Below are 23,663 nucleotides of genomic sequence, written 5' to 3'. Positions count from 1 at the left end.
TCCTTAAACGTTCAGTACGGATTCAACGGATAACGCTGCGCGCAGCAGCCGCGCGTCTTCGCCGCTGGGGGCGCTGAGCAGCAGCCCGGTGGGCAGGCCCCGGGCATCGCGGCCGCTGGGCAAATTGACGCCTGGCATGTCGAGCAGGCTGCCGGGCATGGTCAGGCGCAAGGTGGCGAGGTTGGTGTTGACGAACAACGCGTCGTCGGCTTCCAGCGCTGCCAACGGCGGCGCGACGTGGGCCACGGTGGGGGTGATGAGGATGGCGCCGTCGAGGTCGTCGAGCAGTTGCTGTTGCAGTTGGCGGCGCGCGTCGGTCAGGTGGATCAATTGGCTGGCGGGCAATGCACGCGCAGCTTCCAGGCGACGGCGTACGCGGGGGTCGAGCTGTTCGGCGTCGGGGCTGTCGAGCAGCGCCTGGTGCAGTGCGAAGGCTTCGAAGGCGCCGAGCCAGCCATGGTGTTTGATCAGGTTCAGCGCGGCCTGGAAGGTCGGGCATTCGCGCTCTTCGATCAGCGCGCCGCGAGCCTTGAGTTGCGCCACCGCACGCAGCAGGTTATTGCCCACGGCCGGTTCAACGTCCTGTTGCGCCAACACAAAGCGCTGGCCCTTGAGGCTGCGGGCATCGTGCTGCTGAGTGCGGCCATGCAGTATGTCGTCGAGGGTCAGCGCATCGCGCACGCTGCGGGTGAGCGGGCCGAGGCTGTCGAGGGTATGTGCCAGCGGGAACACGCCGTCGCGGCTGTAGCGCCGGCTGCTGCTGCGGTAACCCACCACACCGTTGAGAGCGGCGGGAATGCGAATCGAGCCGGCGGTGTCGGTGCCCATGGCGATGGGCACGATACCGGCGGCGACGGCCGCTCCCGAACCGGACGAGGAACCGCCGGGAATGCGCGCCTGATCAAGACCATGGGGGTTATGAGGGGTGCCGAAATGCGGGTTCAGGCCCAGGCCCGAATACGCCAGTTCGCTGAGGTTGGTCTTGCCTAGACTGACCATGCCGGCGCGGCATAACAGGCCGACCATCGGCGCATCGAGCAAAGCGGCCGGCGCATGGCGGCGGTAGGCGGCGCCCGCCGTGGTGACGCTGCCGGCAACGTCGAACAGGTCTTTCCAGGCCAGCGGCACACCATCGAGCCGGCTCAAGGGCTGCCCGGCACGCCAGCGCGCGGCGGCGGCTTCGGCCTCGCGGCGGGCGCGCTCTGCGCTCAGGCTGATAAACACCGAGGGCGAGTGGGCGGCTTTTTCGAGCGCCTGTTCGAGGGCTTGCACCGGGTCGTTACGGCCGCTGGCGAAATCCTCGGCCATTGAGGTGGCGTCTGACATCGGGATCAACCTCATAAAACGTACATATTAATAAAATGTACATTTTACAGAGGCAGCTTTCGTGCCAGTCTCTGCACCGGGTCTTGCGCTTTTCACGCATAACCACGGGCTAGATGCGTTGCATCGTCAAAAAATACTGGCGGTGAGCGCCATCAAGGTCTTCAATGAAATAATGTATCTTTTAGTAAAAAATACATTTTGGTGCAGAAAGGTAACATCAGCCCCAAAACAGCGCCGCCGACGTGGCGCAGAGTGACAGCTGCATCTGTGAGAGAATCCGCCGCCCCCCGTCCTACAAGGTCCTGAGAAACCGATGAAAGCAGTGTCCGCCCCGGCCTCCCGTTACGCGATGATTCACCAGGTATTGCGTGACTCGATCGTCAACGGCACCGCGCGTCATGGCCTGGTATTGCTCGAAGCGCCGCTGGCCGAACTGTTCGGCACCAGCCGCGTGCCGGTGCGCAAGGCGCTGGACCTGCTGCACGCCGAAGGGTTGATCTGCCGCTTCAACGGCCGGGGTTACCTGATCAACCCCGATAACCTCGCGATTGAGCCGCTACGCCTGCCCCTGAGCCATGCGCATCTGGGTCTCAACGGCGAGACTGAGCTGGTGGACACACGTCCGCTGGGTGAGCGCATCGTCGAGGACATCGGCGCGGCGCTGTCCACCTGCATCGCCTTCGGCCACTATCGCCTGGATGAACAGGCCGCCGCCGACCACTTCAAGGTCAGCCGCGCGGTGGTGCGCGAAGCGCTGATGCGCCTGCGCGACCGTGGTCTGGTGGAAAAGGAGCCCTACTCCCAGTGGCTGGCCGGCCCGCTGACCGCGCGCGAAGTCACCGAAGACTACGAACTGCGCGCGTGCCTCGAACCCGAAGCCCTGCGACAGAGCGCGCCGAACCTCGACCGCGAGGAACTGCAGGCGATGTTGCAACGGGTGCTGACGGCCCAGGACAACCCACAGTGCAGCCTGCAGGCCATCGAGCAGATCGAGGAGGACTTGCACCAGCGCTGCCTGGCCGGTCTGCAGAACCGAAAGATGGCCGCGTTGATTCGCCAGGGCCAGAGCCCGATGATCATCAGCCGGATTTTCCATCGCCTGCTCGGCATCGGCGCCGACCCGGCGATGCTGGCCGAGCATCGTCTGATTTTGGAATTGTTGCTGCACGGCGCCGTGGATGCGGCGGCGCTGAACCTGCGCGAGCACCTGCAACGGGCCAGCCAGCGGATGTTGCAGCGCTTGAAAGTGTTGTCGGTACTGCCGGAACAGCCGATTCCGGCCTATCTGCACAAAATCAGCTGACGGCGTCACGCTGGTTATTTTATGCAATATGTTGCTATCGCCCCCCCGCCATTGAAACCCTCGCTGCCCCGCCCCATCTAAGCACCATACTTCCTTATGCAGGTGCCCCATGAGCGACCAGCAAGATTTCCCCGATTACGACATCAACGATTACGCCGACCCCGAAAACGCTGAATCCGCTTCGTCCAACACCGGGCTGGCGCTGCCTGGGCAAAACCTGCCGGACAAGGTCTACATCATCCCGATTCACAACCGCCCGTTCTTCCCGGCGCAAGTACTGCCGGTGATCGTCAACGAAGAGCCATGGGCCGAAACCCTGGAGCTGGTGAGCAAATCCGATCACCACTCCCTGGCACTTTTCTTCATGGAGACCCCGCCGGAAGATCCGCGCCACTTCGACACCTCGGCGCTGCCGCTGTACGGCACGCTGGTCAAGGTGCACCACGCCAGCCGCGAGAACGGCAAGCTGCAGTTCGTCGCCCAGGGCCTGACCCGCGTACGCATCAAGACCTGGCTCAAACACCATCGTCCGCCCTATCTGGTGGAGGTCGAATACCCGCACCAGCCGAGCGAGCCGACCGATGAGGTCAAGGCCTACGGCATGGCGCTGATCAATGCGATCAAGGAACTGCTGCCGCTCAACCCGCTGTACAGCGAAGAATTGAAGAACTACCTCAACCGCTTCAGCCCCAACGACCCATCGCCGCTCACCGACTTTGCCGCCGCGCTCACCTCGGCCACCGGTAATGAGTTGCAGGAAGTGCTGGACTGCGTGCCCATGCTCAAGCGCATGGAAAAAGTGCTGCCGATGCTGCGCAAAGAGGTAGAAGTGGCGCGCCTGCAGAAAGAGCTGTCCGCCGAGGTGAACCGCAAGATCGGCGAGCACCAGCGCGAATTCTTCCTCAAGGAACAGCTCAAGGTCATCCAGCAGGAGCTGGGCCTGACCAAGGACGACCGCAGCGCGGACGTCGAGCAGTTCGAGCAGCGCCTGGAAGGCAAGGTGTTGCCCACCCAGGCCAAAAAACGCATCGATGAAGAACTGAACAAACTGTCGATCCTGGAAACCGGCTCGCCGGAATACGCGGTCACACGCAACTACCTCGACTGGGCCACTGCGGTGCCGTGGGGCGTGTACGGCAAGGACAAGCTCGACCTCAAGCACGCGCGCAAGGTGCTGGACAAACACCACGCCGGGCTTGATGACATCAAGAGCCGCATCCTCGAATTCCTGGCGGTGGGCGCCTATAAAGGCGAGGTCGCCGGCTCCATCGTGCTGCTGGTGGGCCCGCCGGGTGTGGGCAAGACCAGCGTCGGCAAGTCCATCGCCGAGTCCCTGGGCCGGCCGTTCTATCGCTTCAGCGTCGGCGGCATGCGCGACGAGGCCGAGATCAAGGGCCATCGCCGCACCTACATCGGTGCCCTGCCGGGCAAGCTGGTGCAGGCGCTCAAGGATGTGGAAGTGATGAACCCGGTGATCATGCTCGACGAGATCGACAAGATGGGCCAGAGCTTCCAGGGCGACCCGGCCTCGGCACTGCTGGAAACCCTCGACCCGGAGCAGAACGTCGAATTCCTCGACCATTATCTCGACCTGCGCCTGGACCTGTCCAAGGTGCTGTTCGTGTGCACCGCCAATACTCTGGACTCCATCCCCGGCCCGTTGCTGGACCGCATGGAAGTGATTCGCCTGTCGGGCTATATCACCGAAGAAAAAGTCGCCATCGCCAAGCGCCACCTGTGGCCCAAACAGCTGGAAAAAGCCGGCGTGGCGAAAAACAGCCTGACCATCAGCGACGGCGCCCTGCGCGCGTTGATCGACGGCTACGCCCGGGAAGCCGGGGTGCGCCAGTTGGAAAAGCAACTGGGCAAACTGGTGCGCAAGGCGGTGGTCAAGTTGCTGGATGCGCCGGACTCGGTGATCAAGATCGGCAACAAGGACCTCGAAAGTTCACTGGGCATGCCGGTGTTTCGCAATGAGCAAGTGCTGTCCGGTACCGGCGTGATTACCGGCCTGGCCTGGACCAGCATGGGCGGCGCCACACTGCCCATCGAGGCCACGCGCATCCACACGCTCAATCGCGGCTTCAAGCTCACCGGGCAGTTGGGCGAGGTGATGAAGGAGTCTGCCGAAATTGCCTACAGCTACATCAGCTCCAACCTGAAGTCGTTTGGCGGTGACCCGAAGTTCTTCGACGAAGCCTTCGTGCACTTGCACGTGCCGGAAGGTGCCACGCCGAAAGACGGCCCAAGCGCGGGCGTGACCATGGCCAGTGCGCTGCTGTCGCTGGCGCGCAACCAGGCGCCGAAAAAAGGCGTAGCCATGACTGGCGAGCTGACGCTGACCGGGCACGTGCTGCCGATTGGTGGCGTACGCGAGAAAGTGATCGCGGCGCGGCGCCAGAAGATCCACGAACTGATCCTGCCCGAGCCCAACCGTGGCAGTTTTGAAGAATTGCCGGAGTACCTGAAGGAAGGCATGACGGTGCACTTTGCCAAGCGCTTTGCGGATGTGGCCAAAGTGTTGTTCTGAGATTTATGTAGTACCCATTCAGGCCTCTTCGCGGGCAAGCCCGCTCCCACATTTTGAAAGTATTCACAACTCAAAAGGTGGGAGCGGGCTTGCCCGCGAAAGCGCCGGCCCAGTGACCGCAAAAATCCCTGATACTCCATCTTCGGTTATGCTCGCCCTTCGTCGTGTACAACCGGAGCCCCCATGACCGTTGCCCGTCTGTTTCTTCCCCTGAGCCTTGCCTTGTTGTCCGCGTGCGCCAGCGCGCCGAAGCAAAACATCACCGTGGACGACCAGAGCGCTTGCCCGCTGCAGCTCAAATCCGGTCAGAACCTGATCCTCACCCTGCCGAGCAATCCCACCACCGGCTACCGCTGGGCCATCCAGGATTCGGCCGGCGGCGTATTGCGTGCGCTGAGCCCGGAGGTCTACAGCAGCACCGAGTCCGGCGTGATCGGCGGCGGCGGCCAGTCCACCTGGCGGTTCCAGGCATTCACTGCCGGGCAGGGCCGTTTGCGCCTGACCTCCCAGCAACCGTGGGAGCCGGAAGCCGAGCCCGTCGACACCTTCGACTGCGCCATTACGGTGAACTAGAGCACCCCATCAGACAACCCGCGCACCCGAGGGCCAAGTTGGCTAAAATGCCGGCCCTTCCCTTTCGTCGCCGGAACAACCGTGAGCAAAGAACCCGATCGCCTATTCGCCCAGCCCTTGCCCCAGGTGCCGGACTTCGCCTTTAACGAGGACGTGGTGCGGGTGTTCCCGGACATGATCAAGCGCTCGGTGCCGGGTTATCCGACCATCGTCGAAAACCTCGGCGTGCTCGCGGCGCAGTTCGCCCAGCCTGATAGCGTCCTGTATGACCTGGGCTCGTCCCTCGGTGCCGTCACCCAGGCCCTGCGTCGTCATGTGCGCACGGACGGTTGCCGGGTGATCGCGGTGGATAACTCGGCGGCGATGGTCGAGCGTTGCCGTGAATACCTCAATGGCCAGGACTCGATGTTCCAGGAGTTGCTGCCGGTTGAGGTGATCGACGGCGATATCCTTGCTTTGCAGTTCCAGCCGGCGTCGGTGGTTGCCCTGAACTTCACCCTGCAATTTATCGCCCCGGACGAGCGCCTGGCCTTGCTCGCGCGTATCCGCCAGGCACTGGTGCCAGGCGGTGCGCTGATCCTCTCGGAAAAGCTGCGCTTCAATGATGCCCAGGAACATGCGTTACTCACCGACCTGCATATCGCGTTCAAACGCGCCAACGGCTACAGCGAGCTGGAAATCGCCCAGAAGCGCAGCGCCATCGAAAACGTCATGAAGCCCGACAGCCTCGAAGAACACCGCGAACGCCTGCTGGCGGCCGGGTTCTCGAGCGTGGTGCCGTGGTTCCAGTGTCTTAACTTTGCCTCGTTGATTGCCTTGCCATGATTGATCTGTCTCCCCTCGCCCGCCACTTGGTCGACACTCCCCTGGCTGTGTGGGCCCAGGGCCTGCAAGCGCAGCTCGATAGCAAGATGGAAAAAGGCCACGGCGACCTGGAGCGCTGGCAAAGCGCGCTGGATGCGCTGCCGGCCATCCTGCCAAGCACCGTCGACCTGCTCAATGGCCTGACGCTGGACACCGATTGCGACGACCAAACGCGCGCGCAGATGCACACCGCGCTGATGGGCCTGAGCCCGTGGCGCAAAGGACCGTTCCACCTGTTCGGCGTGCACGTGGACACCGAATGGCGCTCGGACTGGAAGTGGTCACGGGTAGCGCCACACCTGAACTTGAAGGGTAAACGCATCCTCGATGTGGGCTGCGGCAACGGCTACTACATGTGGCGCATGCTCGGCGCGGGTGCCGACAGCGTGATCGGCGTGGACCCCAACTGGCTGTTTTTCTGCCAGTTCCAGGCGGTGCAACGCTACCTGTCCGAGCCACGGGCCTGGCACCTGCCGTTCCCGTTCGAAGACTTGCCGGCAAACCTTGAAGGCTTCGATACGGTGTTTTCCATGGGCGTGTTCTATCACCGCCGTTCGCCCATCGAGCACCTGCTGGCGTTGAAAGACACCCTGGTCAAGGGCGGCGAACTGGTGCTGGAAACCCTGGTGGTGGAAGGCGATCAGCAACAGGTGCTGGTGCCGGAAGACCGCTACGCGCAGATGCGCAACGTGTGGTTCCTGCCCTCGGTACCGGCCCTGATGCTATGGCTGCGCCGCGCCGGGTTCAGTGAAGTGCGCTGCGTGGATGTGAGCGTGACCACGGTGGAGGAACAACGCGGGACCGAGTGGATGAAGTATCAGTCGTTGAGTGACTTTCTTGATCCGCAAGATCACAGCAAGACTATCGAAGGGCTGCCGGCGCCGATGCGGGCGGTGATCATTGCCAGGAAGTAGCTCACAACGCCCCTGACTACATGAAGATCACCTGTGGGAGCTGGCTTGCCTGCTCCCACATTGGTTTCCCGGTGTCAGCTGGAAGAGGGTTTGGCTCGGCGGGCTTTGAAGAATTCGCTCAGAACGGCGCCGCATTCCTCGGCCAGCACCCCCCCTTCAAACAGCACACGGTGGTTGAGAAAGTCCTGGGTAAAAAACTGCCCCTGGCTCTGCACAATCCCGGCCTTGGGCTCCAGCGCGCCATACACCACCCGCGCAACCCGCGAATGCACGATCAACCCCGCGCACATGCTGCACGGCTCCAGGGTCACGTATAGAGTGCTGCCCACCAGTCGATAGTTGCTGATGGCCTGGGCTGCAGCGCGAATCGCGACCATCTCGGCATGGGCGCTGGGGTCGTTGCCGCTGATGGGGCAGTTGAAGCCTCGGCCGATGATTTCGCCGTTCTGCACCAGTACCGCGCCCACCGGCACTTCGCCGAGTGTCGCACCTTGTGCAGCGAGGGCCAGGGCTTCGCGCATGAAGTGCTGGTCGCGGCTGCGATCGATGATTGCGGCGGGGCGAATCTGGCGCATCACGCCACCTCGATGGAGGCCATCAGGCCGGTTTCCATGTGGTCGATCACATGGCAATGGAACATCCACACCCCGGGATTATCCGCCACCAAGGCCACGCGGGCGCGTTCGTTCTTGCCCAGCAGGTAAGTGTCGGTGAAGTACGGCACCACCTTGTGGCGGTTCGAGGCAATGACCTTGAAGCTCATGCCGTGCAAATGGATTGGGTGCTGGTACTGGGTCATGTTCTTCAGTTCGAAAATGTAGCTCTTGCCCTTTTCCAGTTTGGCAATCGGGCGGTCGGCGCAGGTCTTGTCGGTGATGTCCCAGGCCTTGCCGTTGATCTGCCACAGGCTCGGCGGCTTGCCGTCATCCACCGACACCGTGCCCACCCATTCAAAGTTGAAGTTGAGTTTCTCGGCATTGGCCAGGTCCGGCTCGCTGATCGGGTTGGCCGGCAACGCGGGCGGCCATTGGCTGGGCGCATCGGTGTTGGCTACCGAGCGGAAGGTGCCCAGGCGCACCGGCCCGTTGCGGATCGACAGTTCTGCACCCGCCGGCGGGGCCTTGATCGCCAGACAAATGCGCATGCCGGGCCCCAGCCAGTATTCCTTGCCCAGCGGGCGCGGTTCGATGGGGTTGCCGTCCAGTGCGTAGATCTGCGCTTCGACGTCCGGAATGTTGATGCGATAGGTCAGGGTGTTATCGAGGTTGAGCAGGCGCACGCGGGTGATCTGCCCGGCCGGCAGGTCAATCACTGCCTGGGACACGCCATTGATGGTGGACAGGCGCCCCGCCGTACCGCCGCGCGCCGCTTCGCGTGGGATGCTGAACGCGACGAACGCGCCGTCTTCGTCCACATGCCAGCTTTTGAGGCTGAGGGTGCGTTCGTGCTTGAAGCCGGTGGGTTCGCGCTCTTCGATGATCAGCGGGCCGACCAGGCCACGGCCGAGTTCTTCGCTGCTGTTCACATGGGGGTGGTACCAGTAGCTGCCAGCGTCGGGCACGCGGAATTTGTAGTCGAAGTATTCGCCGGGCAATACCGGCAGTTGCGAGACGTAGGGCACGCCGTCCATTTCCAGCGGCAGGCGGATGCCGTGCCAGTGGATGGTGGTGGCCACCGGCAAGTGATTGATGAAACGTACCCGCAGCCATTCGCCCTGGCGCACGCGAAGCTCGGTGCCGGGCGCCGAGGGGCCGAATGCCCAGGCCTGGGTGATGTGGCCGGGCACCAGTTCCACATCCAGGGGCGCCGCGATCAACTCGTAATCGTGCCCCGCCTCGGACTCGGCGACTTTCCCCAGCCAGTAGCGATAGCCGCCCCCGGCGCCGACGCCTACAACGGCCAGGCCTGCAAGACCACCCAGGATCTGTCGACGGGAAAAGGATCGGGACACAACAACCTCACGTATCAGCCGCAGGCACGGGACCTGCAAAGGGCGGATACGATACACCGCCATCGGCTAAACAGTAAGGCTTCGCATTGCCGCACGGTTGATTGCTGGAGCCTGATGGGGATCAAAATGTGGGAGCAAGCCCCCCTCTCACACTGGATTTTCTGCGTTCTTCAGGCTTTGGCGGCGGCGAGGATCAGGGCTTTCATTTCGGCCACCGCGCCTTTGAAGCCGACGAACAGTGCGTGGGCCACCAGCGCGTGGCCGATGTTCAACTCGTTGATGCCCTTGATCGCGGCCACGGCCTGCACGTTGTGGTAGTGCAGACCATGGCCGGCATTGACGATCAAGCCTTGCTGGAGACCGAACGTCACGCCGTCGATAACCCGTTGCAGCTCATCGGCGACTTCGCCAGGCGTGGTGGCGTCAGCGTAACGGCCGGTGTGCAGCTCGATGGCCGGCGCACCGACACGGCGCGAGGCTTCGATCTGGCGCTCGTCGGCGTCGATGAACAGCGAGACTTCGCTGCCGATCTGCGACAGGCGCTCCACGGCGGCCTTGATCCGCGCTTCCTGGCCGGCCACGTCGAGGCCGCCTTCGGTGGTGAGTTCCTGGCGGGTTTCCGGCACCAGGCAGATGTGCGCCGGGCGGATGCGCTCGGCGAAGGCCATCATGGCTTCGGTGACGCCCATTTCGAAATTCATGCGGGTTTGAAGAACGTCCTTAAGCAGCAGCACGTCACGTTCCTGAATATGGCGACGGTCTTCGCGCAGGTGCACGGTGATGCCATCGGCGCCCGCTTCTTCGGCGTCCAGCGCGGCCTTGACCGGGTCCGGGTAGCGAGTGCCCCGGGCCTGACGCAGGGTGGCAACGTGGTCGATGTTGACGCCAAGAAGAATACGATTGCTGGTGCTCACGGAAGCGCTCCTGAAAGGGGAAAGAATCGGTGCACAGCATACACGGGGATGTCAGGGCTTTCGAAACAACTCGCGACTGACCAGCGGCTTGCCACCCAAGTGCACCGCGAGAGCCTGGCGCATCAGGCGTTTGGCGGCCGACAGCGCGCCGGGCGCGGTCCAGTCCGCCTCGCTCATGGCCAGCAACTCGGCGCCCTGGAACAGCCCCGGTTGCAGCAGGTAGACGCGCTCAAGGCCGGCGTCGACCTGCAGGCGGTACATGCCGTCGGCGGCGACGGGCTCGCCGTGCACGTCGTTGCTCAGTTCGAAGCCGTATCCCAGGTCGTCCAGCAGACGCCATTCGAACGCGCGCAACAACGGCTCCAGCGGGCGGCCTTCGGCGAGGGCGAGCAAGGTGGCAGCGTAGTGATCGAACACGCCGGGGTGCGGGTCTTCGGCGGGCAGCAGGCGGATCAGCAGTTCATTGAGGTAGAGGCCGCTGAACAGCGCATCGCCATTGAGCCAGGCGGAGGTGCCGACGCTTTCCAGGCGGCCGACGTTCTTCAACTCGCCCTTGCCCCGAAACTCGACGTCCAGCGCCACGAATGGCCGCGCCAACGTACCGGCCTTGCCGCGCGCGCTGCGCAATACCGCGCGCAGCCGGCCCTGGGGCGTGAGGAAGTCCACCAGCGCGCTGGTCTCGCGATAGGCGCGGCTGTGCAGCACGTAGGCGAGTTGGCTGGGGGGTGGGGATTGGGACATGAGACGCAGAATCTCTAAGGAGCAATCAATGTGCTAAGTAAACACTTGCTGTGGCGAGCAGGCTTGTCCTGCGTTGGGCTGCGCAGCAGCCCCAAAACCAGGCGCTGAGCCGTATCAGGTACACCGCGTTTTGCTGGATTGGGGGCGCTTCGCGCCCCAACGCGGGGCAAGCCCGCTCGCCACAGCAAGCCCCCTCCCATATTTTTGCCCCGCGCTGTTCTGCGGGCCTGTTACAGGTCGCCGTAGCCCAGCGAGCGCAGTGCGCGCTCGTCATCGGACCAGCCACCCTTCACCTTCACCCACAGGTTGAGCATGATCTTGGAGTCGAACAGCAGCTCCATGTCCTTGCGCGCCTCGGTGCCGATGCGCTTGATGCGCTCGCCCTTGTCGCCAATGATGATTTTTTTCTGGCCATCACGTTCGACGAGGATCAGCGCATGGATGTGCAAGGTCTTGCCCTGCTGCTTGAATTCTTCGATTTCCACGGTGATCTGGTACGGCAGCTCGGCGCCCATCTGGCGCATGATTTTCTCGCGCACCAGTTCAGCGGCGAGAAAGCGGCTGCTGCGGTCGGTGATCTGATCTTCCGGGAAGAAGTGTTCGTTTTCCGGCAGGTAGCCGGCGATCACGCGCTCGAGGGCTTCAAGGTTGTGGCCGTGCTGCGCCGAGATCGGCATGATCTGCGCGTTCGGCAGTTGCTCCTGCAGCCAGGTCAGGTGCGGCATCAGCTCGGCTTTGTCTTCGATGCGGTCGGTCTTGTTCAGTGCCACTATCAGCGGGCCGGTGACGTACTGCACGCGCTCCAGGACCATCTGGTCTTCGTCGGTCCACTTGGTGCGGTCGACCACGAAGATCACCACGTCGACGTCTTTCAACGCCGCCGAGGCGGTCTTGTTCATGTAGCGGTTGAGGGCTTTTTCGCCCCCCTTGTGCATGCCAGGAGTGTCGACGTACACCGCCTGCACACTGCCTTCGGTCTTGATGCCAAGCATGTTGTGCCGGGTGGTCTGCGGCTTGCGCGAGGTGATCGCAAGCTTCTGGCCGAGGATGTGGTTGAGCAGCGTGGACTTGCCCACGTTGGGGCGGCCGACGATGGCAACATAGCCACAGCGTGTTGCGGTTGAATCAGTCATGGCCATTCTCCACGCCCAGGGCAATCAGTGCTGCAGCGGCCGCTACCTGTTCGGCAATACGACGGCTCACACCCTGACCTCGGCTTTTTTCGTTCAATAAAGTGATTTCACATTCCACGAAGAACACGCGGCAATGGGGCTCACCCTGAATATCCACCACTTCGTAGCGTGGCAGTTCGCACCCGCGCGACTGCAGGTATTCCTGCAGGCGGGTCTTGGGATCCTTGTTGGTGTCGACCAGGGTCAGGCTTTCGATCTCCGATGCCAGCCAGGCGACCACACGCTCTTTGGCCGTCTCCATGCCCGCATCCAGGTAGATTGCGCCGATCAAGGCTTCCAGGGCATCGGCCAGGATCGACTCGCGACGAAAACCGCCGCTCTTCAATTCGCCGGACCCCAGGCGCAGGTATTCGCCCAGGCCAAAACCACGGGCCAGCACGGCCAGGGTCTCGCCTTTCACCAGCCGCGCACGCAGGCGTGAAAGCTGGCCTTCGCGCGCCTGGGGGAAGCGCTCGAACAACGCCTCACCGGCGGCGAAATTGAGGATGGCATCACCGAGGAATTCCAGGCGCTCGTTATTGCGCCCTGCAAAGCTGCGGTGTGTGAGGGCAAGGACCATCAATTCCTGATCCTTGAAGGTGTAGCCGAGCTGGCGCTCGAGACGACTCAGAGAAACGGTCACGGTTTATCCATATCTAGTTGGTGGCACCGGCGGCCATCGACGATTGACGCAGTGTTCAAATTCAAATCCTGATAGTTGCCGCGTGAGACCGGACATTGTCCAGGCCCCAGAAAAGCATTCGGCGCTGTGTTCACAGCGCCGCCTGTATTACTTGATCAGCCCGACCCGCGAGAAGTTCGGCAAGTGGCTGAGCTTGGGTTCCGGCCAGCTCATCCAGACCGCGAAGGCCTTGCCGACGATATTCTGGTCGGGGACCATGCCCAGCAGCTCTTTGGGAATGCTGGGATCATCCCAGTAGCGGCTGTCATTGGAGTTGTCGCGGTTGTCGCCCATCATGAAGTAGTGCCCGGCCGGCACTTTCCACTCGCCATCGGGCGTTGCGCGGTAACGGCTCATTTCCTTGCGGATCTGGTGCTCTACCGCACCGAGTTTTTCCTGATACAGCTCGGCGCTGCCCAGGGTGTTCGGCTCGGCGCCCAGCAGCTTCTCGGCCACCGATTCACCGTTGATGAACAGGCGCTTGTCGCTGGTGTAGCGAATCACGTCACCCGGCAGGCCGACCACACGCTTGATGTAGTTGACGTTCGGATCGCTCGGGTAGCGGAACACCATCACGTCGCCGCGCTGCGGGTCACCGACTTCGATGACCTTCTTGTCGACCACCGGCAGGCGAATCCCGTAGGAAAACTTGTTCACCAGAATGAAGTCGCCCACGTCCAGGGTAGGTTTCATCGACCCCGACGGGATCTGGAACGGCTCCACCAGAAACGAACGCAGCACCAGCACGATGAACAGCACCGGGAAGAACGACTTGCCGTATTCAACCAGCAACGGTTCCTTGTTCAGCTTCTCGATCACGACCGCATCGGGCTGGCTGACGCTGCCCTGATACGACGCGATAGCCGCGCGCCGACGTGGTGCGAAGAACACCAGATCGAGCAACGCCAGGAGGCCGCAGACGGCAACGGCAATGACCAGCAACAGCGGGAAATTTAGTGACATAGGACCTAACTATCCAACCTGAGCACCGCAAGGAAGGCTTCTTGTGGAATTTCCACGTTGCCCACTTGCTTCATGCGTTTTTTACCGGCCTTTTGCTTCTCAAGCAGCTTGCGCTTACGGCTTACGTCACCGCCGTAGCATTTGGCCAATACGTTCTTTCTGAGAGCCTTGACGGAGGTTCGCGCAATGATCTGCCCACCGATGGCGGCCTGGATCGCGACGTCGAACATCTGACGCGGAATCAGTTCTTTCATTTTTTCGGTCAACTGGCGACCTTTGTAGTGCGCGTTGTCCTTGTGCACGATCAGCGCAAGGGCATCCACTTTGTCGCCGTTGATCAGTACATCCAGTTTCACCAGATTGGCCGATTGGTAGCGGTCGAAATGGTAATCCAGCGAAGCATAGCCGCGACTGGTGGATTTGAGACGGTCGAAGAAGTCCAGGACCACTTCGTTCATCGGCAAATCGTAGGTCACTTGCACCTGGGTGCCGAGGAACAGCATGTCGTGCTGCACGCCACGCTTTTCGATACACAGGGTAATCACGTTGCCCAGGTGTTCCTGGGGCACCAGGATATTGGCGCGCACGATGGGTTCGCGCATGTCTTCGATGGAAGACAGGTCTGGAAGCTTGGAGGGGTTGTCGACGTAAATCGTTTCACCGGTTTTCAGCGCCAGCTCAAAAATAACGGTCGGCGCGGTGGTGATCAGGTCCAGGTCGTATTCACGCTCCAGGCGCTCCTGGATGATTTCCATGTGCAGCATGCCAAGGAACCCGCAGCGGAAGCCGAAGCCCAGGGCGTCTGAGCTTTCCGGGGTGTACTGCAACGAAGAATCGTTGAGGGTCAGCTTTTGCAGGGCCTCGCGGAAGTCTTCGAAGTCGTCGGAGCTGACCGGGAACAGGCCGGCGTAGACCTGCGGCTGGATGCGCTTGAAGCCCGGCAGCACGTCGACATCCGGCGTGGAACTGAGGGTCAGGGTGTCACCCACCGGCGCACCGTGGATGTCCTTGATACCGGCGATGATGAAGCCTACTTCACCGGCTTTCAGGTCGGTGGTCGCAGTGTGCTTGGGGTTGAACACGCCGACGCTGTCCACCAGGTGGATCTTGCCGGTGGACTTGACCAGGATCTTGTCGCCCTTCTTCACACGGCCGTGGCGCACGCGCACCAGGGAGACAACGCCCAGGTAGTTGTCGAACCAGGAGTCGATGATCAGCGCTTGCAGCGGATCTTCGTAGTTGCCGGTGGGCGCCGGGATGGTGTGGACCAGCCGCTCGAGCACTTCGTCCACGCCCAGGCCGGTCTTGGCGCTGCATTCGACGGCGTCGGTGGCGTCGATGCCGATGATCTTCTCGATTTCTTCCTTGACCCGGTCCGGATCGGCCTGGGGCAGGTCGATCTTGTTCAGCACCGGCATTACTTCCAGGCCTTGCTCGATGGCGGTGTAGCAGTTGGCTACGGACTGAGCTTCGACGCCCTGGCCTGCGTCCACTACCAGCAAAGCGCCTTCGCAGGCCGCCAGCGAACGGCTGACTTCGTAGGTGAAGTCAACGTGGCCAGGGGTGTCAATGAAGTTGAGCTGGTACCGGATACCGTCTTTGGCGGTGTAGTACAGGGTGACGCTGTGGGCCTTGATGGTGATCCCGCGCTCGCGTTCGAGCTCCATGGAATCCAGTACCTGGGCTTCCATTTCACGCTCGGCAAGGCCGCCGCACATCTGGATGAATCGATCGGCCAGCGTCGACTTACCATGGTCAATGTGGGCGATGATGGAGAAATTGCGGATATGACTCAAATCACTCACGGATCAACACTCAAAAAGGCTGCAGGCAGATTGCCCGCTGAAAAATAGCCGGGAATTGTACCTGATGCTCGGGCCAGACGTCATCTTTGCTGTCCAGAACGCAAAAGGCCCCGTCAATACGGGGCCTTTTCAACTGCAGGGGCATCCCCTACCCGGCGCGGCGCAGCAGCCAGAACCCGGCGAGGGCGCAGATGGCGGTCGGCACCAGCACCGCAAACAGCGGCGAGAAACCGAACACCAGGCTCGACGGCCCAAGCAGGTCCTGAGCAATGCGGAAGGTGAAGCCCACCAGCACACCGGTGAATACGCGCTGGCCGAGGGTAACCGAGCGCAGCGGGCCGAAGATGAACGAAATAGCCATCAACACCAGCGCGGCGGTAACCACCGGTTGCAATACCTTGACCCAAAATGCCAACCAGTAACGGCCGTTATTCAGGCCCTGGTCCTTGAGGTAGTGGATATAGCTCCACAACCCGGAGATGGGCAGGCTTTCCGGGATCATCACCACGGTATTGAGCAGTTCCGGCTTCAGGGCGATGTCCCATTGCTCGGTCGGCACGTTGATCACTTCGGTGCTGGCCTTGGTGCCCTGCCCCGCGTTGCGGAAGAAAGTGGTGGTGACATCGGTCAATTGCCATTGATCGGCGCTGTACTGCGCGCGTTTGGCGAAACTGGACGACAACATGTGACGCTCTTTATCGAAGGTGTAGCGCGTCACCCCGATCAGCAGGCCGCCCGGCTGCACGGCGTTGATGTGGATGAACTCCTCACCCTGGCGGTGCCACAGACCGTGCTTGGCGCTTTGCGCATCGCCCGAACCCTGGGCCAGGGCGCGATTGGCCTGGGCGGTGGTTTCGGCCGGCGGCGCGACGTACTCGCCGATCAGCACGCTGCAGGCCATCAGCAGCAACATGGGCTTCATCACCGCCCACACGATACGACCGACAGAAACCCCGGCGGCGCGCATGATGGTCAGTTCGCTGTTGCTGGCCAGGCTACCCAGGCCGATCAGGCAACCGATCAGCGCGGCCATGGGCATCATGTCGTAGAGACGGCGCGGCGCGGTGAGGGCCACATAGCTCAGCACGTCGGTCACCGTGTAGGTGTCGCTGACGTTGCTGACCTCATCGATAAAGGCGAACAGCGAAGCCAGGCCGAGGATGATGCCCAATACCGCCAGGATGGCGACCAGTACACTTTTGCCAATGTAGCGATCGAGCTTAACCACGCGCCATCTCCTTCTGGCCACGACGGCTCTTCATTTTCAAGCGGATAGGTTCCCAGTACAGCAGCCCCAGGCCGATCACCAGGAAGATCCCGTGCACCCACCACAGGCCAAGGGTCGGCGACAGCTTGCCCTTCTCCAGGGAGCCGCGCGCGGAAATCAGGATGGTGAGGTAGGCCATGTACAGCAGGATCGCCGGCAGCAGCTTGAGGAAGCGGCCCTGGCGCGGGTTGACGCGCGACAGCGGCACGGCCATCAGGGTGACGATAAATACCAGCAGCGGCAGGGAAATACGCCATTGCAGCTCGGCGATGGAGCGCAGCTCGGTGCTGCCGAACAGCTCCTGAGTGGGGATTGCGTCGCGGTCGGTGACTTCGTCGCTGACGTCCGGCCGCGCGAGCATCACACCGTAGGTGTCGTACTTGATGGCGCGGTAGTCGGCCTGGCCGGGGCTGCCGTCATAGCGATAGCCGTTTTCCAGGATCAGGTAGCGGCTGCCGTCGGGACGGACTTCCTGTCGCCCGGCATCGGCGACCAGCACGGAGATGCCACGGTCCTTTTTGTCCTGGCCCAGGCGTTTTTCGGAGATGAACACCCCGCCGAGGTTGGCGCGGTCGTCGGTCAGGGTTTCGGTGTAGGTCACCCGGGTGCCGTCGTTGAGCGCCTGGAAGCGGCCCGGTTCGAGGGTGTCGAACTCGGTCATGGCGTCCTGCTTGTTCAGCACCAGCTGAAATTGCATGGCGCCCTGAGGCGCCAGGCTGAGGCTCAGCCAGGCCACGATCAGCGCGACGCCGGCCGCCGGGATCATGGTCATGGCCAGCAGACGCTGCTGGCTCATGCCGGTCGCCGACAGCACGGTCATTTCGCTCTCAAGGTACAGCCGGCCATAAGCCAGCAGGATCCCGAGGAACAGGCCCAACGGCAGGATCAACTGCAAAAAACCCGGCAGGCGAAAGCCCATGATCAGGAACAGCGAGCCGGGGTCGAGGGCGCCGGAAGCCGCCTGGGCCAGGTATTTGACGAAACGACCACTCATGATGATGACCAGCAATACCGCACTCACGGCACTCAGGGTCAACAGGACTTCGCGGGATAGATAACGGAAGACGATCAAACCAGACACTCCAGGGTTGTCAGGCTAAGGCGGCCAAACAAGCAAGCATACCGAGCGACCCGTTTGCACGGGCCGGCTAAAAAGATGGCGCATTATCCTGTGATTGACAGCGCCTGTCACGGAGCAACCTCATGCGCGAGCACAAAGCGTGCACCGAGGGTTGTCAGGCTTCGCCTGCGAGGTTCAAACTGCGGCCCTTGTCGCGGGCGGTTTACACAACTGCCTCGCTTTAAGCCTGGCCACACAGACGCCAGGCTCACCGACCTTTATAAGGGACCCGAACATGGAACTGGTTGTAAAAAGCGTTAGCCCCGAAACGTTGAAGACCGCCACCCTCGTGGTCGCCATTGGCGAAGGCCGCACGCTGGGCGTCGCCGCCAGCCAACTCGACGAATTGAGCGGCGGCGCGATCAGCGCGATCCTCAAGCGCGGCGACCTGGCCGGCAAAGTGGGCCAAAGCCTGCTGCTGCAAAGCCTGCCCAACCTCAAGGCCGACCGCGTATTGCTGGTGGGCGTGGGCAAGGACGCCGAACTGGGCGACCGCCCGTTCCGCAAGATCATCAGCACCCTGCTCGCCACCCTCAAGGGCCTGGGCGGCACCGATGCCGTGCTGGCACTCGATGAAATCGTCGTCAAGGGCCGTGACAGCTACGGCAAGACCCGCCTGCTGGCCGAAAGCCTGGTGGACGGCGGTTATGTGTTCGATCAGTTCAAGAGCCAGAAGGCCGAACCGCGCGCGCTCAAGAAAATCACTCTGCTGACCATCAAGGCCGCCCAGGCCGAGGTGCAGCGCGCCGTGACCCACGCCACCGCGATCGCCAACGGCATGTCGTTCACCCGCGACCTGGGCAACCTGCCGCCGAACATCTGCCACCCGACGTACCTTGGCGAACAGGCCAAGGCGCTGGGCAAGGAGTTCAAGGGGCTGAAGGTTGAAGTGCTGGATGAGAAGAAGATCAAGGAACTGGGCATGGGCTCGTTCTACGCCGTGGGCCAGGGCAGCGACCAGCCTCCGCGCCTGATCGTGATGCACTACAACGGCGGCAAGAAGTCCGAGAAACCTTACGCCCTTGTGGGTAAAGGCATCACCTTCGACACCGGCGGCATCAGCCTCAAGCCAGGTGCCGGCATGGATGAGATGAAGTACGACATGGGCGGCGCCGCCAGTGTGTTCGGCACCCTGCGTGCGGTGCTGGAACTCAAGCTGCCGATCAATCTGGTGTGCATCCTGGCCTGCGCCGAGAACATGCCGAGCGGCGGCGCGACCCGTCCGGGCGACATCGTCACGACCCTGAGCGGCCAGACCGTCGAGATCCTCAACACCGACGCCGAAGGCCGCCTGGTGCTGTGCGACGCCCTCACCTATGCCGAGCGCTTCAAGCCACAGGCCGTGATCGACATCGCCACCCTGACCGGTGCCTGCGTGGTGGCCCTGGGCGCCCATACTTCGGGCCTTTTGGGCAACAACGACGAACTGATCGAGCAACTGCTGAGCGCCGGTAAAGCCGCCGACGACCGCGCCTGGCAATTGCCGCTGTTCGATGAGTACCAGGAACAGCTGGACAGCCCGTTCGCCGACATCGCCAACATCGGTGGCCCGAAAGCAGGCACCATCACCGCGGCCTGCTTCCTGTCGCGCTTTGCCAAGAACTTCAACTGGGCCCACCTGGATATCGCTGGCACCGCCTGGACCAGCGGCGGCAAGGACAAAGGCGCCACCGGTCGTCCGGTGCCCCTGCTGACCCAGTACCTGCTGGATCGCGCCAAGGCCTGAAACTGAAGACGCCGGGGCGGTGATCATTTCTCCGCCCCGGCCTCAGGAACCGCAATGACCCAAGTCGACTTCTATATATTGCCCAGCGCCGACCCGCTCGCGCGCCTGGACTTTGCCTGCAAACTCACCGAAAAAGCCTGGCGCATGGGCCACCGCATCTACCTGCATTGCAGCGATGCCGGCCAGCGCGACGAGCTGGACGCACGCCTGTGGCGGTTCAAGGGCGAAAGCTTCGTGCCCCACGGCCCCGCCGAATCCGAACCCGAGGGCCAGGTGGTATTGGGCCTGGCAGAGAGCTGCGGCGATCATCAGGACCTGCTGATCAACCTGGATCTGAAAGTCCCGGCATTTGCCAAGGCTTTCGCCCGCGTGGCGGAAGTGGTGGTGGAAGACCCGGCTATTCGTCAGGCCGCGCGGGAGAGTTTTCGTTTCTATCGTGAACAGGGCTATCCTCTGCAGGATCACCGGCTACAACGACTTTGAGTAGATGATGGACACACCAAACCCGATTAAAAAAGACGACCATTTGCTGGATGACCTTGAGTCGATCCGTCAGCTGCTGGGTGATGATGATCTGCAGCCACCGTTGCTGACCGAGGCGGTCATGGACGAGGCACAGATTGCCATGGCCTTCGACACGGCAGCCCCGCAACCGGCTGCCGCGCCAGTGGAAAAACCACAGGACGCCCTGTTGCTGCACCTGGACAACGAACTGCGCGCCGCCGCGCAATTGATCATGCAGGACGTGATCGACGACTTCGCCCCGCACATCGAAACCGAAATCAAGCGCCGGCTGGATGCGCGGATGGAGCGGCTGCTCAGCCAATACCAGAACTGAACCCTGCACCGTTCTCACATTTGATTCAGCGCAGGCTCACCTCGCCCTGCGCCATATCCCCCGTTATACTTGCCGGCTTTCCTGAATAAATGCCAACTAGGGTCCCGCCGCGCATGGATAAGACCTATCAGCCCCACGCTATTGAAACTTCCTGGTACAACACCTGGGAGTCCGAGAACTATTTCGCCCCACAAGGTGCAGGCGACTCCTACACCATCATGATCCCGCCGCCGAACGTCACCGGCAGCCTGCACATGGGCCATGGCTTCAACAATGCCATCATGGACGCGTTGATCCGTTTCCGCCGCATGCAGGGCCGAGACACCCTGTGGCAGCCCGGTACCGACCACGCTGGCATCGCCACGCAGATGCTGGTGGAGCGCCAACTCGAAGCCACCGGGCAAAGCCGTCATGACCTGGGCCGCGAGAAATTCCTGGAAAAGATCTGGGAGTGGAAAGACCAGTCCGGCGGCAATATCAGCCGTCAGATCCGCCGCCTGGGTTCGTCCGTCGACTGGAGCCGCGAGCGCTTCACCATGGACGACGGCCTGTCGGATGCCGTGAAAGAAGCCTTCGTGCGCCTGCATGAAGACGGCCTGATCTACCGCGGCAAGCGCCTGGTCAACTGGGACACCAAGCTGCACACGGCAATCTCCGACCTCGAAGTGGAAAACCACGACGAGAAAGGCTTTCTGTGGAACCTCAAGTATCCACTGGCCGACGGTGCCAAAACCGCCGAAGGCAATGACTACCTGATCGTCGCCACCACCCGCCCGGAAACCATGCTCGGCGATGCCGCCGTCGCGGTTAACCCGAACGATGAACGCTACCAGGCGCTGATTGGCAAATTCGTCGAGCTGCCGCTGGTCGGTCGCCGTATCCCGATCATCGCGGACGACTACTGCGATCCCGAATTCGGCACCGGCTGCGTGAAGATCACCCCGGCCCACGATTTTAACGACTATGAAGTCGGCAAGCGCCACAACCTGCCGCTGCTGAACATCTTCGATAAAAACGCCGCCGTCTTGCCGGCCTGCCAGGTGTTCAACCTGGACGGCACGCTCAACGACAGCATCGACGGCAAGATCCCGGCCGAATACGCAGGCCTAGACCGCTTTGAAGCGCGCAAGCAGATTGTTGCCGCGTTCGATGCCGCCGGCCTGCTGGTGAGCGTGGACGACCACGGTCTGAAAGTGCCGAAGGGCGACCGCTCCGGCACCGTGATCGAACCGTGGTTGACCGACCAGTGGTATGTGTCCACCAAGCCGCTGGCCGAGCCTGCGATTGCCGCTGTCGAAGACGGCCGCATCCAGTTCGTGCCCAAGCAGTACGAAAACATGTACTTCTCGTGGATGCGTGACATCCAGGATTGGTGCATCAGCCGTCAACTGTGGTGGGGCCATCGCATTCCGGCCTGGTACGACGAGTCGGGCAAGGTCTACGTAGGCCGCGACGAAGCCGAAGTGCGGGCCAAACACAACCTGGGCGCGGACGTGGCGTTGCAGCAGGACAACGACGTACTGGACACCTGGTTCAGCGCGGGCCTGTGGACGTTCTCGACCCTCGGCTGGCCGCAGCAGACCGAATTCCTCAAGAAATTCCACTCCACCGACGTGCTGGTCACTGGCTTCGACATCATTTTCTTCTGGGTTGCCCGGATGATCATGCTCACCATGCACCTGGTGAAAAACGAGGACGGCACGCCACAGGTGCCGTTCAAGACCGTTTATGTGCATGGGCTGGTACGTGATGGCCAAGGCCAGAAGATGTCCAAGTCCAAGGGCAACGTTCTGGACCCGCTGGACATCATCGACGGCATCGACCTGGAAACCCTGGTGCAAAAACGCACCTCAGGCCTGATGCAGCCCAAACTGGCGAAAAAGATCGAGAAGCAGACCCGCGACGAATTCGAAGGTGGCATTGCCAGCTATGGCACCGACGCCCTGCGCTTTACCTTCTGCTCACTGGCCTCCACCGGTCGCGACATCAAGTTCGACATGGGCCGCGTCGAAGGTTATCGCAACTTCTGCAACAAGATCTGGAACGCCGCACGCTACGTGCTGGACAAGGGCGAGGACTGCGGTCAGAACGGCGAAGCCTATGAGCTGAGCCTGGCCGATCGCTGGATCATCTCGCAACTGCAACGCACCGAAGCCGAAGTGACCCGCCAGCTCGACCAGTTCCGTTTCGACCTGGCGGCACAAGCCCTGTACGAGTTCATCTGGAACCAGTATTGCGACTGGTACCTGGAGCTGTCCAAGCCAGTGCTGTGGGACGAAAATGCGCCGGTCGAACGCCAGCGCGGCACCCGACGCACCCTGGTGCGCGTGCTGGAAGTGGCGCTGCGCCTGGCGCATCCGTTCATGCCGTTCATCACCGAAGAAATCTGGCAGCGCCTCGCGCCGCTGGCCGGTATCGACGGCAAGACCATCATGCTGCAGCCGTGGCCGGTGGCCAATGAGGCCCGCATCGATGAGGCCGCCGAAAGCGATATCGAATGGCTCAAGACCCTGATGCTCGGCACGCGCAACATTCGCGCCGAAATGAACATCGGGCCGGGCAAGCCATTGGCGGTGTTTGTGAAGAACGCCAGTGCCGAGGATCAGCGTCGTCTCAATGAGAACGATGCGCTGCTCAAGAAGCTGGCGAAGCTGGAATCGATCACCGTGCTGGCCGATGGCGCAGAGGCACCTTTGTCCGCCACCGCACTGGTGGGCGACATGGAAGTGCTGGTGCCGATGGCCGGGCTGATCGACAAGGGCGCGGAATTGGCCCGTCTCGACAAGGAAATGCTGCGCTTGCAAGGCGAAGTGCAACGGGTGGGCGGCAAGCTGTCCAACGCCGCATTCGTCGACAAGGCGCCGGCCGAAGTGATCGACAAGGAACGCGCCAAACTGGCCGAGGCTGAGCAAGCCCTGGGCAAACTGGCGGAGCAGCATGCGCGGATTTCCAGCCTGTAAGGCTTGAACCGTGT

Annotated in this window: 20 protein-coding genes; 9 read left to right on the top strand and 11 right to left on the bottom strand. The window is 62.1% G+C overall.

Annotated elements, in window-relative coordinates; all coding sequences use genetic code 11:
- Positions 1 to 3: 3 nt before the first annotated feature.
- Positions 4 to 1,326, bottom strand: a complete 1,323-nt coding sequence (locus TU75_RS25320; RefSeq protein ID WP_060550489.1) for an amidase — start codon at positions 1,324 to 1,326, stop codon at positions 4 to 6.
- Between the two features lie 313 nt (positions 1,327 to 1,639).
- On the opposite strand from TU75_RS25320, the gene TU75_RS25315 reads away from it, so the two are divergent.
- The 5 genes from TU75_RS25315 (at position 1,640) to cmoB (ending at position 7,510) form a co-directional block, all read left to right on the top strand.
- On the top strand, positions 1,640 to 2,629 hold the full coding sequence (locus TU75_RS25315) for a GntR family transcriptional regulator (protein WP_015371309.1): 990 nt from the start codon (positions 1,640 to 1,642) through the stop codon (positions 2,627 to 2,629).
- Between the two features lie 109 nt (positions 2,630 to 2,738).
- Positions 2,739 to 5,159 carry an endopeptidase La gene (gene lon / locus TU75_RS25310; protein ID WP_003234090.1) on the top strand — a complete coding sequence of 807 codons (2,421 nt, stop codon included), beginning with the start codon at positions 2,739 to 2,741 and terminating at the stop codon, positions 5,157 to 5,159.
- A 183-nt stretch (positions 5,160 to 5,342) separates the two neighbouring features.
- On the top strand, positions 5,343 to 5,732 hold the full coding sequence (locus tag TU75_RS25305; protein WP_015371308.1) for a protease inhibitor I42 family protein: 390 nt from the start codon (positions 5,343 to 5,345) through the stop codon (positions 5,730 to 5,732).
- 81 nt (positions 5,733 to 5,813) lie between these two features.
- Positions 5,814 to 6,557 carry a carboxy-S-adenosyl-L-methionine synthase CmoA gene (cmoA, locus tag TU75_RS25300; RefSeq protein WP_060550488.1) on the top strand — a complete coding sequence of 248 codons (744 nt, stop codon included), beginning with the start codon at positions 5,814 to 5,816 and terminating at the stop codon, positions 6,555 to 6,557.
- The gene (gene cmoB, locus TU75_RS25295; RefSeq protein ID WP_060550487.1) at positions 6,554 to 7,510 is read left to right on the top strand and encodes a tRNA 5-methoxyuridine(34)/uridine 5-oxyacetic acid(34) synthase CmoB; all 957 of its coding nucleotides are present in this window, start codon (positions 6,554 to 6,556) and stop codon (positions 7,508 to 7,510) included. Before cmoA ends, cmoB begins: the two co-directional genes overlap by 4 nt.
- A 74-nt stretch (positions 7,511 to 7,584) precedes the next feature.
- On the opposite strand, the gene tadA is transcribed toward cmoB, so the two are convergent.
- The 10 genes from tadA to lptF form a co-directional block, all read right to left on the bottom strand.
- Positions 7,585 to 8,085: a tRNA adenosine(34) deaminase TadA gene (gene tadA / locus TU75_RS25290; protein ID WP_015371306.1), complete on the bottom strand. Its 501-nt coding sequence runs from the start codon at positions 8,083 to 8,085 to the stop codon at positions 7,585 to 7,587.
- On the bottom strand, positions 8,085 to 9,461 hold the full coding sequence (locus tag TU75_RS25285) for a multicopper oxidase family protein (protein ID WP_060550493.1): 1,377 nt from the start codon (positions 9,459 to 9,461) through the stop codon (positions 8,085 to 8,087). Before TU75_RS25285 ends, tadA begins: the two co-directional genes overlap by 1 nt.
- A gap of 170 nt (positions 9,462 to 9,631) precedes the next feature.
- The gene (gene pdxJ / locus TU75_RS25280; RefSeq protein WP_003234108.1) at positions 9,632 to 10,375 is read right to left on the bottom strand and encodes a pyridoxine 5'-phosphate synthase; all 744 of its coding nucleotides are present in this window, start codon (positions 10,373 to 10,375) and stop codon (positions 9,632 to 9,634) included.
- Positions 10,376 to 10,426: 51 nt separating this feature from the next.
- Positions 10,427 to 11,116, bottom strand: coding sequence for a DNA repair protein RecO (gene recO / locus TU75_RS25275; protein WP_003234110.1), 690 nt, complete (start codon positions 11,114 to 11,116; stop codon positions 10,427 to 10,429).
- 230 nt (positions 11,117 to 11,346) lie between these two features.
- A complete protein-coding gene (gene era / locus TU75_RS25270) occupies positions 11,347 to 12,249 on the bottom strand; it encodes a GTPase Era (protein ID WP_003234112.1) in 903 nt (300 codons plus the stop codon).
- On the bottom strand, positions 12,242 to 12,931 hold the full coding sequence (gene rnc / locus TU75_RS25265; protein WP_003188856.1) for a ribonuclease III: 690 nt from the start codon (positions 12,929 to 12,931) through the stop codon (positions 12,242 to 12,244). The genes era and rnc overlap by 8 nt, the downstream gene beginning before the upstream one ends.
- A 147-nt stretch (positions 12,932 to 13,078) precedes the next feature.
- Positions 13,079 to 13,933, bottom strand: coding sequence for a signal peptidase I (gene lepB / locus TU75_RS25260; protein ID WP_003234116.1), 855 nt, complete (start codon positions 13,931 to 13,933; stop codon positions 13,079 to 13,081).
- Positions 13,934 to 13,938: 5 nt separating this feature from the next.
- On the bottom strand, positions 13,939 to 15,738 hold the full coding sequence (gene lepA / locus TU75_RS25255) for a translation elongation factor 4 (RefSeq protein WP_060550486.1): 1,800 nt from the start codon (positions 15,736 to 15,738) through the stop codon (positions 13,939 to 13,941).
- A 148-nt stretch (positions 15,739 to 15,886) separates the two neighbouring features.
- Positions 15,887 to 16,966, bottom strand: a complete 1,080-nt coding sequence (lptG, locus tag TU75_RS25250; protein WP_003234120.1) for an LPS export ABC transporter permease LptG — start codon at positions 16,964 to 16,966, stop codon at positions 15,887 to 15,889.
- Positions 16,959 to 18,077: an LPS export ABC transporter permease LptF gene (gene lptF / locus TU75_RS25245; RefSeq protein WP_003234122.1), complete on the bottom strand. Its 1,119-nt coding sequence runs from the start codon at positions 18,075 to 18,077 to the stop codon at positions 16,959 to 16,961. The genes lptG and lptF overlap by 8 nt, the downstream gene beginning before the upstream one ends.
- Positions 18,078 to 18,360: 283 nt before the next feature.
- Here lptF and TU75_RS25240 point away from each other — a divergent pair, with 283 nt between their 5' ends.
- From TU75_RS25240 to TU75_RS25225, 4 genes are all read left to right on the top strand, one after another.
- A complete protein-coding gene (locus TU75_RS25240) occupies positions 18,361 to 19,851 on the top strand; it encodes a leucyl aminopeptidase (RefSeq protein ID WP_003234123.1) in 1,491 nt (496 codons plus the stop codon).
- 54 nt (positions 19,852 to 19,905) lie between these two features.
- Positions 19,906 to 20,334, top strand: coding sequence for a DNA polymerase III subunit chi (locus tag TU75_RS25235; protein ID WP_003234125.1), 429 nt, complete (start codon positions 19,906 to 19,908; stop codon positions 20,332 to 20,334).
- 7 nt (positions 20,335 to 20,341) lie between these two features.
- Positions 20,342 to 20,689 carry a hypothetical protein gene (locus tag TU75_RS25230; RefSeq protein WP_015371303.1) on the top strand — a complete coding sequence of 116 codons (348 nt, stop codon included), beginning with the start codon at positions 20,342 to 20,344 and terminating at the stop codon, positions 20,687 to 20,689.
- A gap of 113 nt (positions 20,690 to 20,802) precedes the next feature.
- The gene (locus TU75_RS25225; protein ID WP_060550485.1) at positions 20,803 to 23,649 is read left to right on the top strand and encodes a valine--tRNA ligase; all 2,847 of its coding nucleotides are present in this window, start codon (positions 20,803 to 20,805) and stop codon (positions 23,647 to 23,649) included.
- Positions 23,650 to 23,663: the final 14 nt, after the last annotated feature.

The sequence above is a fragment of the Pseudomonas poae genome, assembly GCF_001439785.1.
GTDB lineage: Bacteria > Pseudomonadota > Gammaproteobacteria > Pseudomonadales > Pseudomonadaceae > Aquipseudomonas > Aquipseudomonas poae.
This window is presented reverse-complemented; position numbering and strand designations above follow the sequence as displayed.

Bases quoted from the DNA above. Each gene is read 5' to 3' on its own strand.
- TU75_RS25320 (WP_060550489.1), bottom strand. From the start codon at position 1,326: ATGTCAGACGCCACCTCAATGGCCGAGGATTTCGCCAGCGGCCGTAAC.
- TU75_RS25315 (WP_015371309.1), top strand. From the start codon at position 1,640: ATGAAAGCAGTGTCCGCCCCGGCCTCCCGTTACGCGATGATTCACCAG.
- lon (WP_003234090.1), top strand. From the start codon at position 2,739: ATGAGCGACCAGCAAGATTTCCCCGATTACGACATCAACGATTACGCC.
- TU75_RS25305 (WP_015371308.1), top strand. From the start codon at position 5,343: ATGACCGTTGCCCGTCTGTTTCTTCCCCTGAGCCTTGCCTTGTTGTCC.
- cmoB (WP_060550487.1), top strand. From the start codon at position 6,554: ATGATTGATCTGTCTCCCCTCGCCCGCCACTTGGTCGACACTCCCCTG.
- tadA (WP_015371306.1), bottom strand. From the start codon at position 8,085: ATGCGCCAGATTCGCCCCGCCGCAATCATCGATCGCAGCCGCGACCAG.
- recO (WP_003234110.1), bottom strand. From the start codon at position 11,116: ATGTCCCAATCCCCACCCCCCAGCCAACTCGCCTACGTGCTGCACAGC.
- era (WP_003234112.1), bottom strand. From the start codon at position 12,249: ATGACTGATTCAACCGCAACACGCTGTGGCTATGTTGCCATCGTCGGC.
- lepB (WP_003234116.1), bottom strand. From the start codon at position 13,933: ATGTCACTAAATTTCCCGCTGTTGCTGGTCATTGCCGTTGCCGTCTGC.
- TU75_RS25240 (WP_003234123.1), top strand. From the start codon at position 18,361: ATGGAACTGGTTGTAAAAAGCGTTAGCCCCGAAACGTTGAAGACCGCC.
- TU75_RS25235 (WP_003234125.1), top strand. From the start codon at position 19,906: ATGACCCAAGTCGACTTCTATATATTGCCCAGCGCCGACCCGCTCGCG.
- TU75_RS25230 (WP_015371303.1), top strand. From the start codon at position 20,342: ATGGACACACCAAACCCGATTAAAAAAGACGACCATTTGCTGGATGAC.
- TU75_RS25225 (WP_060550485.1), top strand. From the start codon at position 20,803: ATGGATAAGACCTATCAGCCCCACGCTATTGAAACTTCCTGGTACAAC.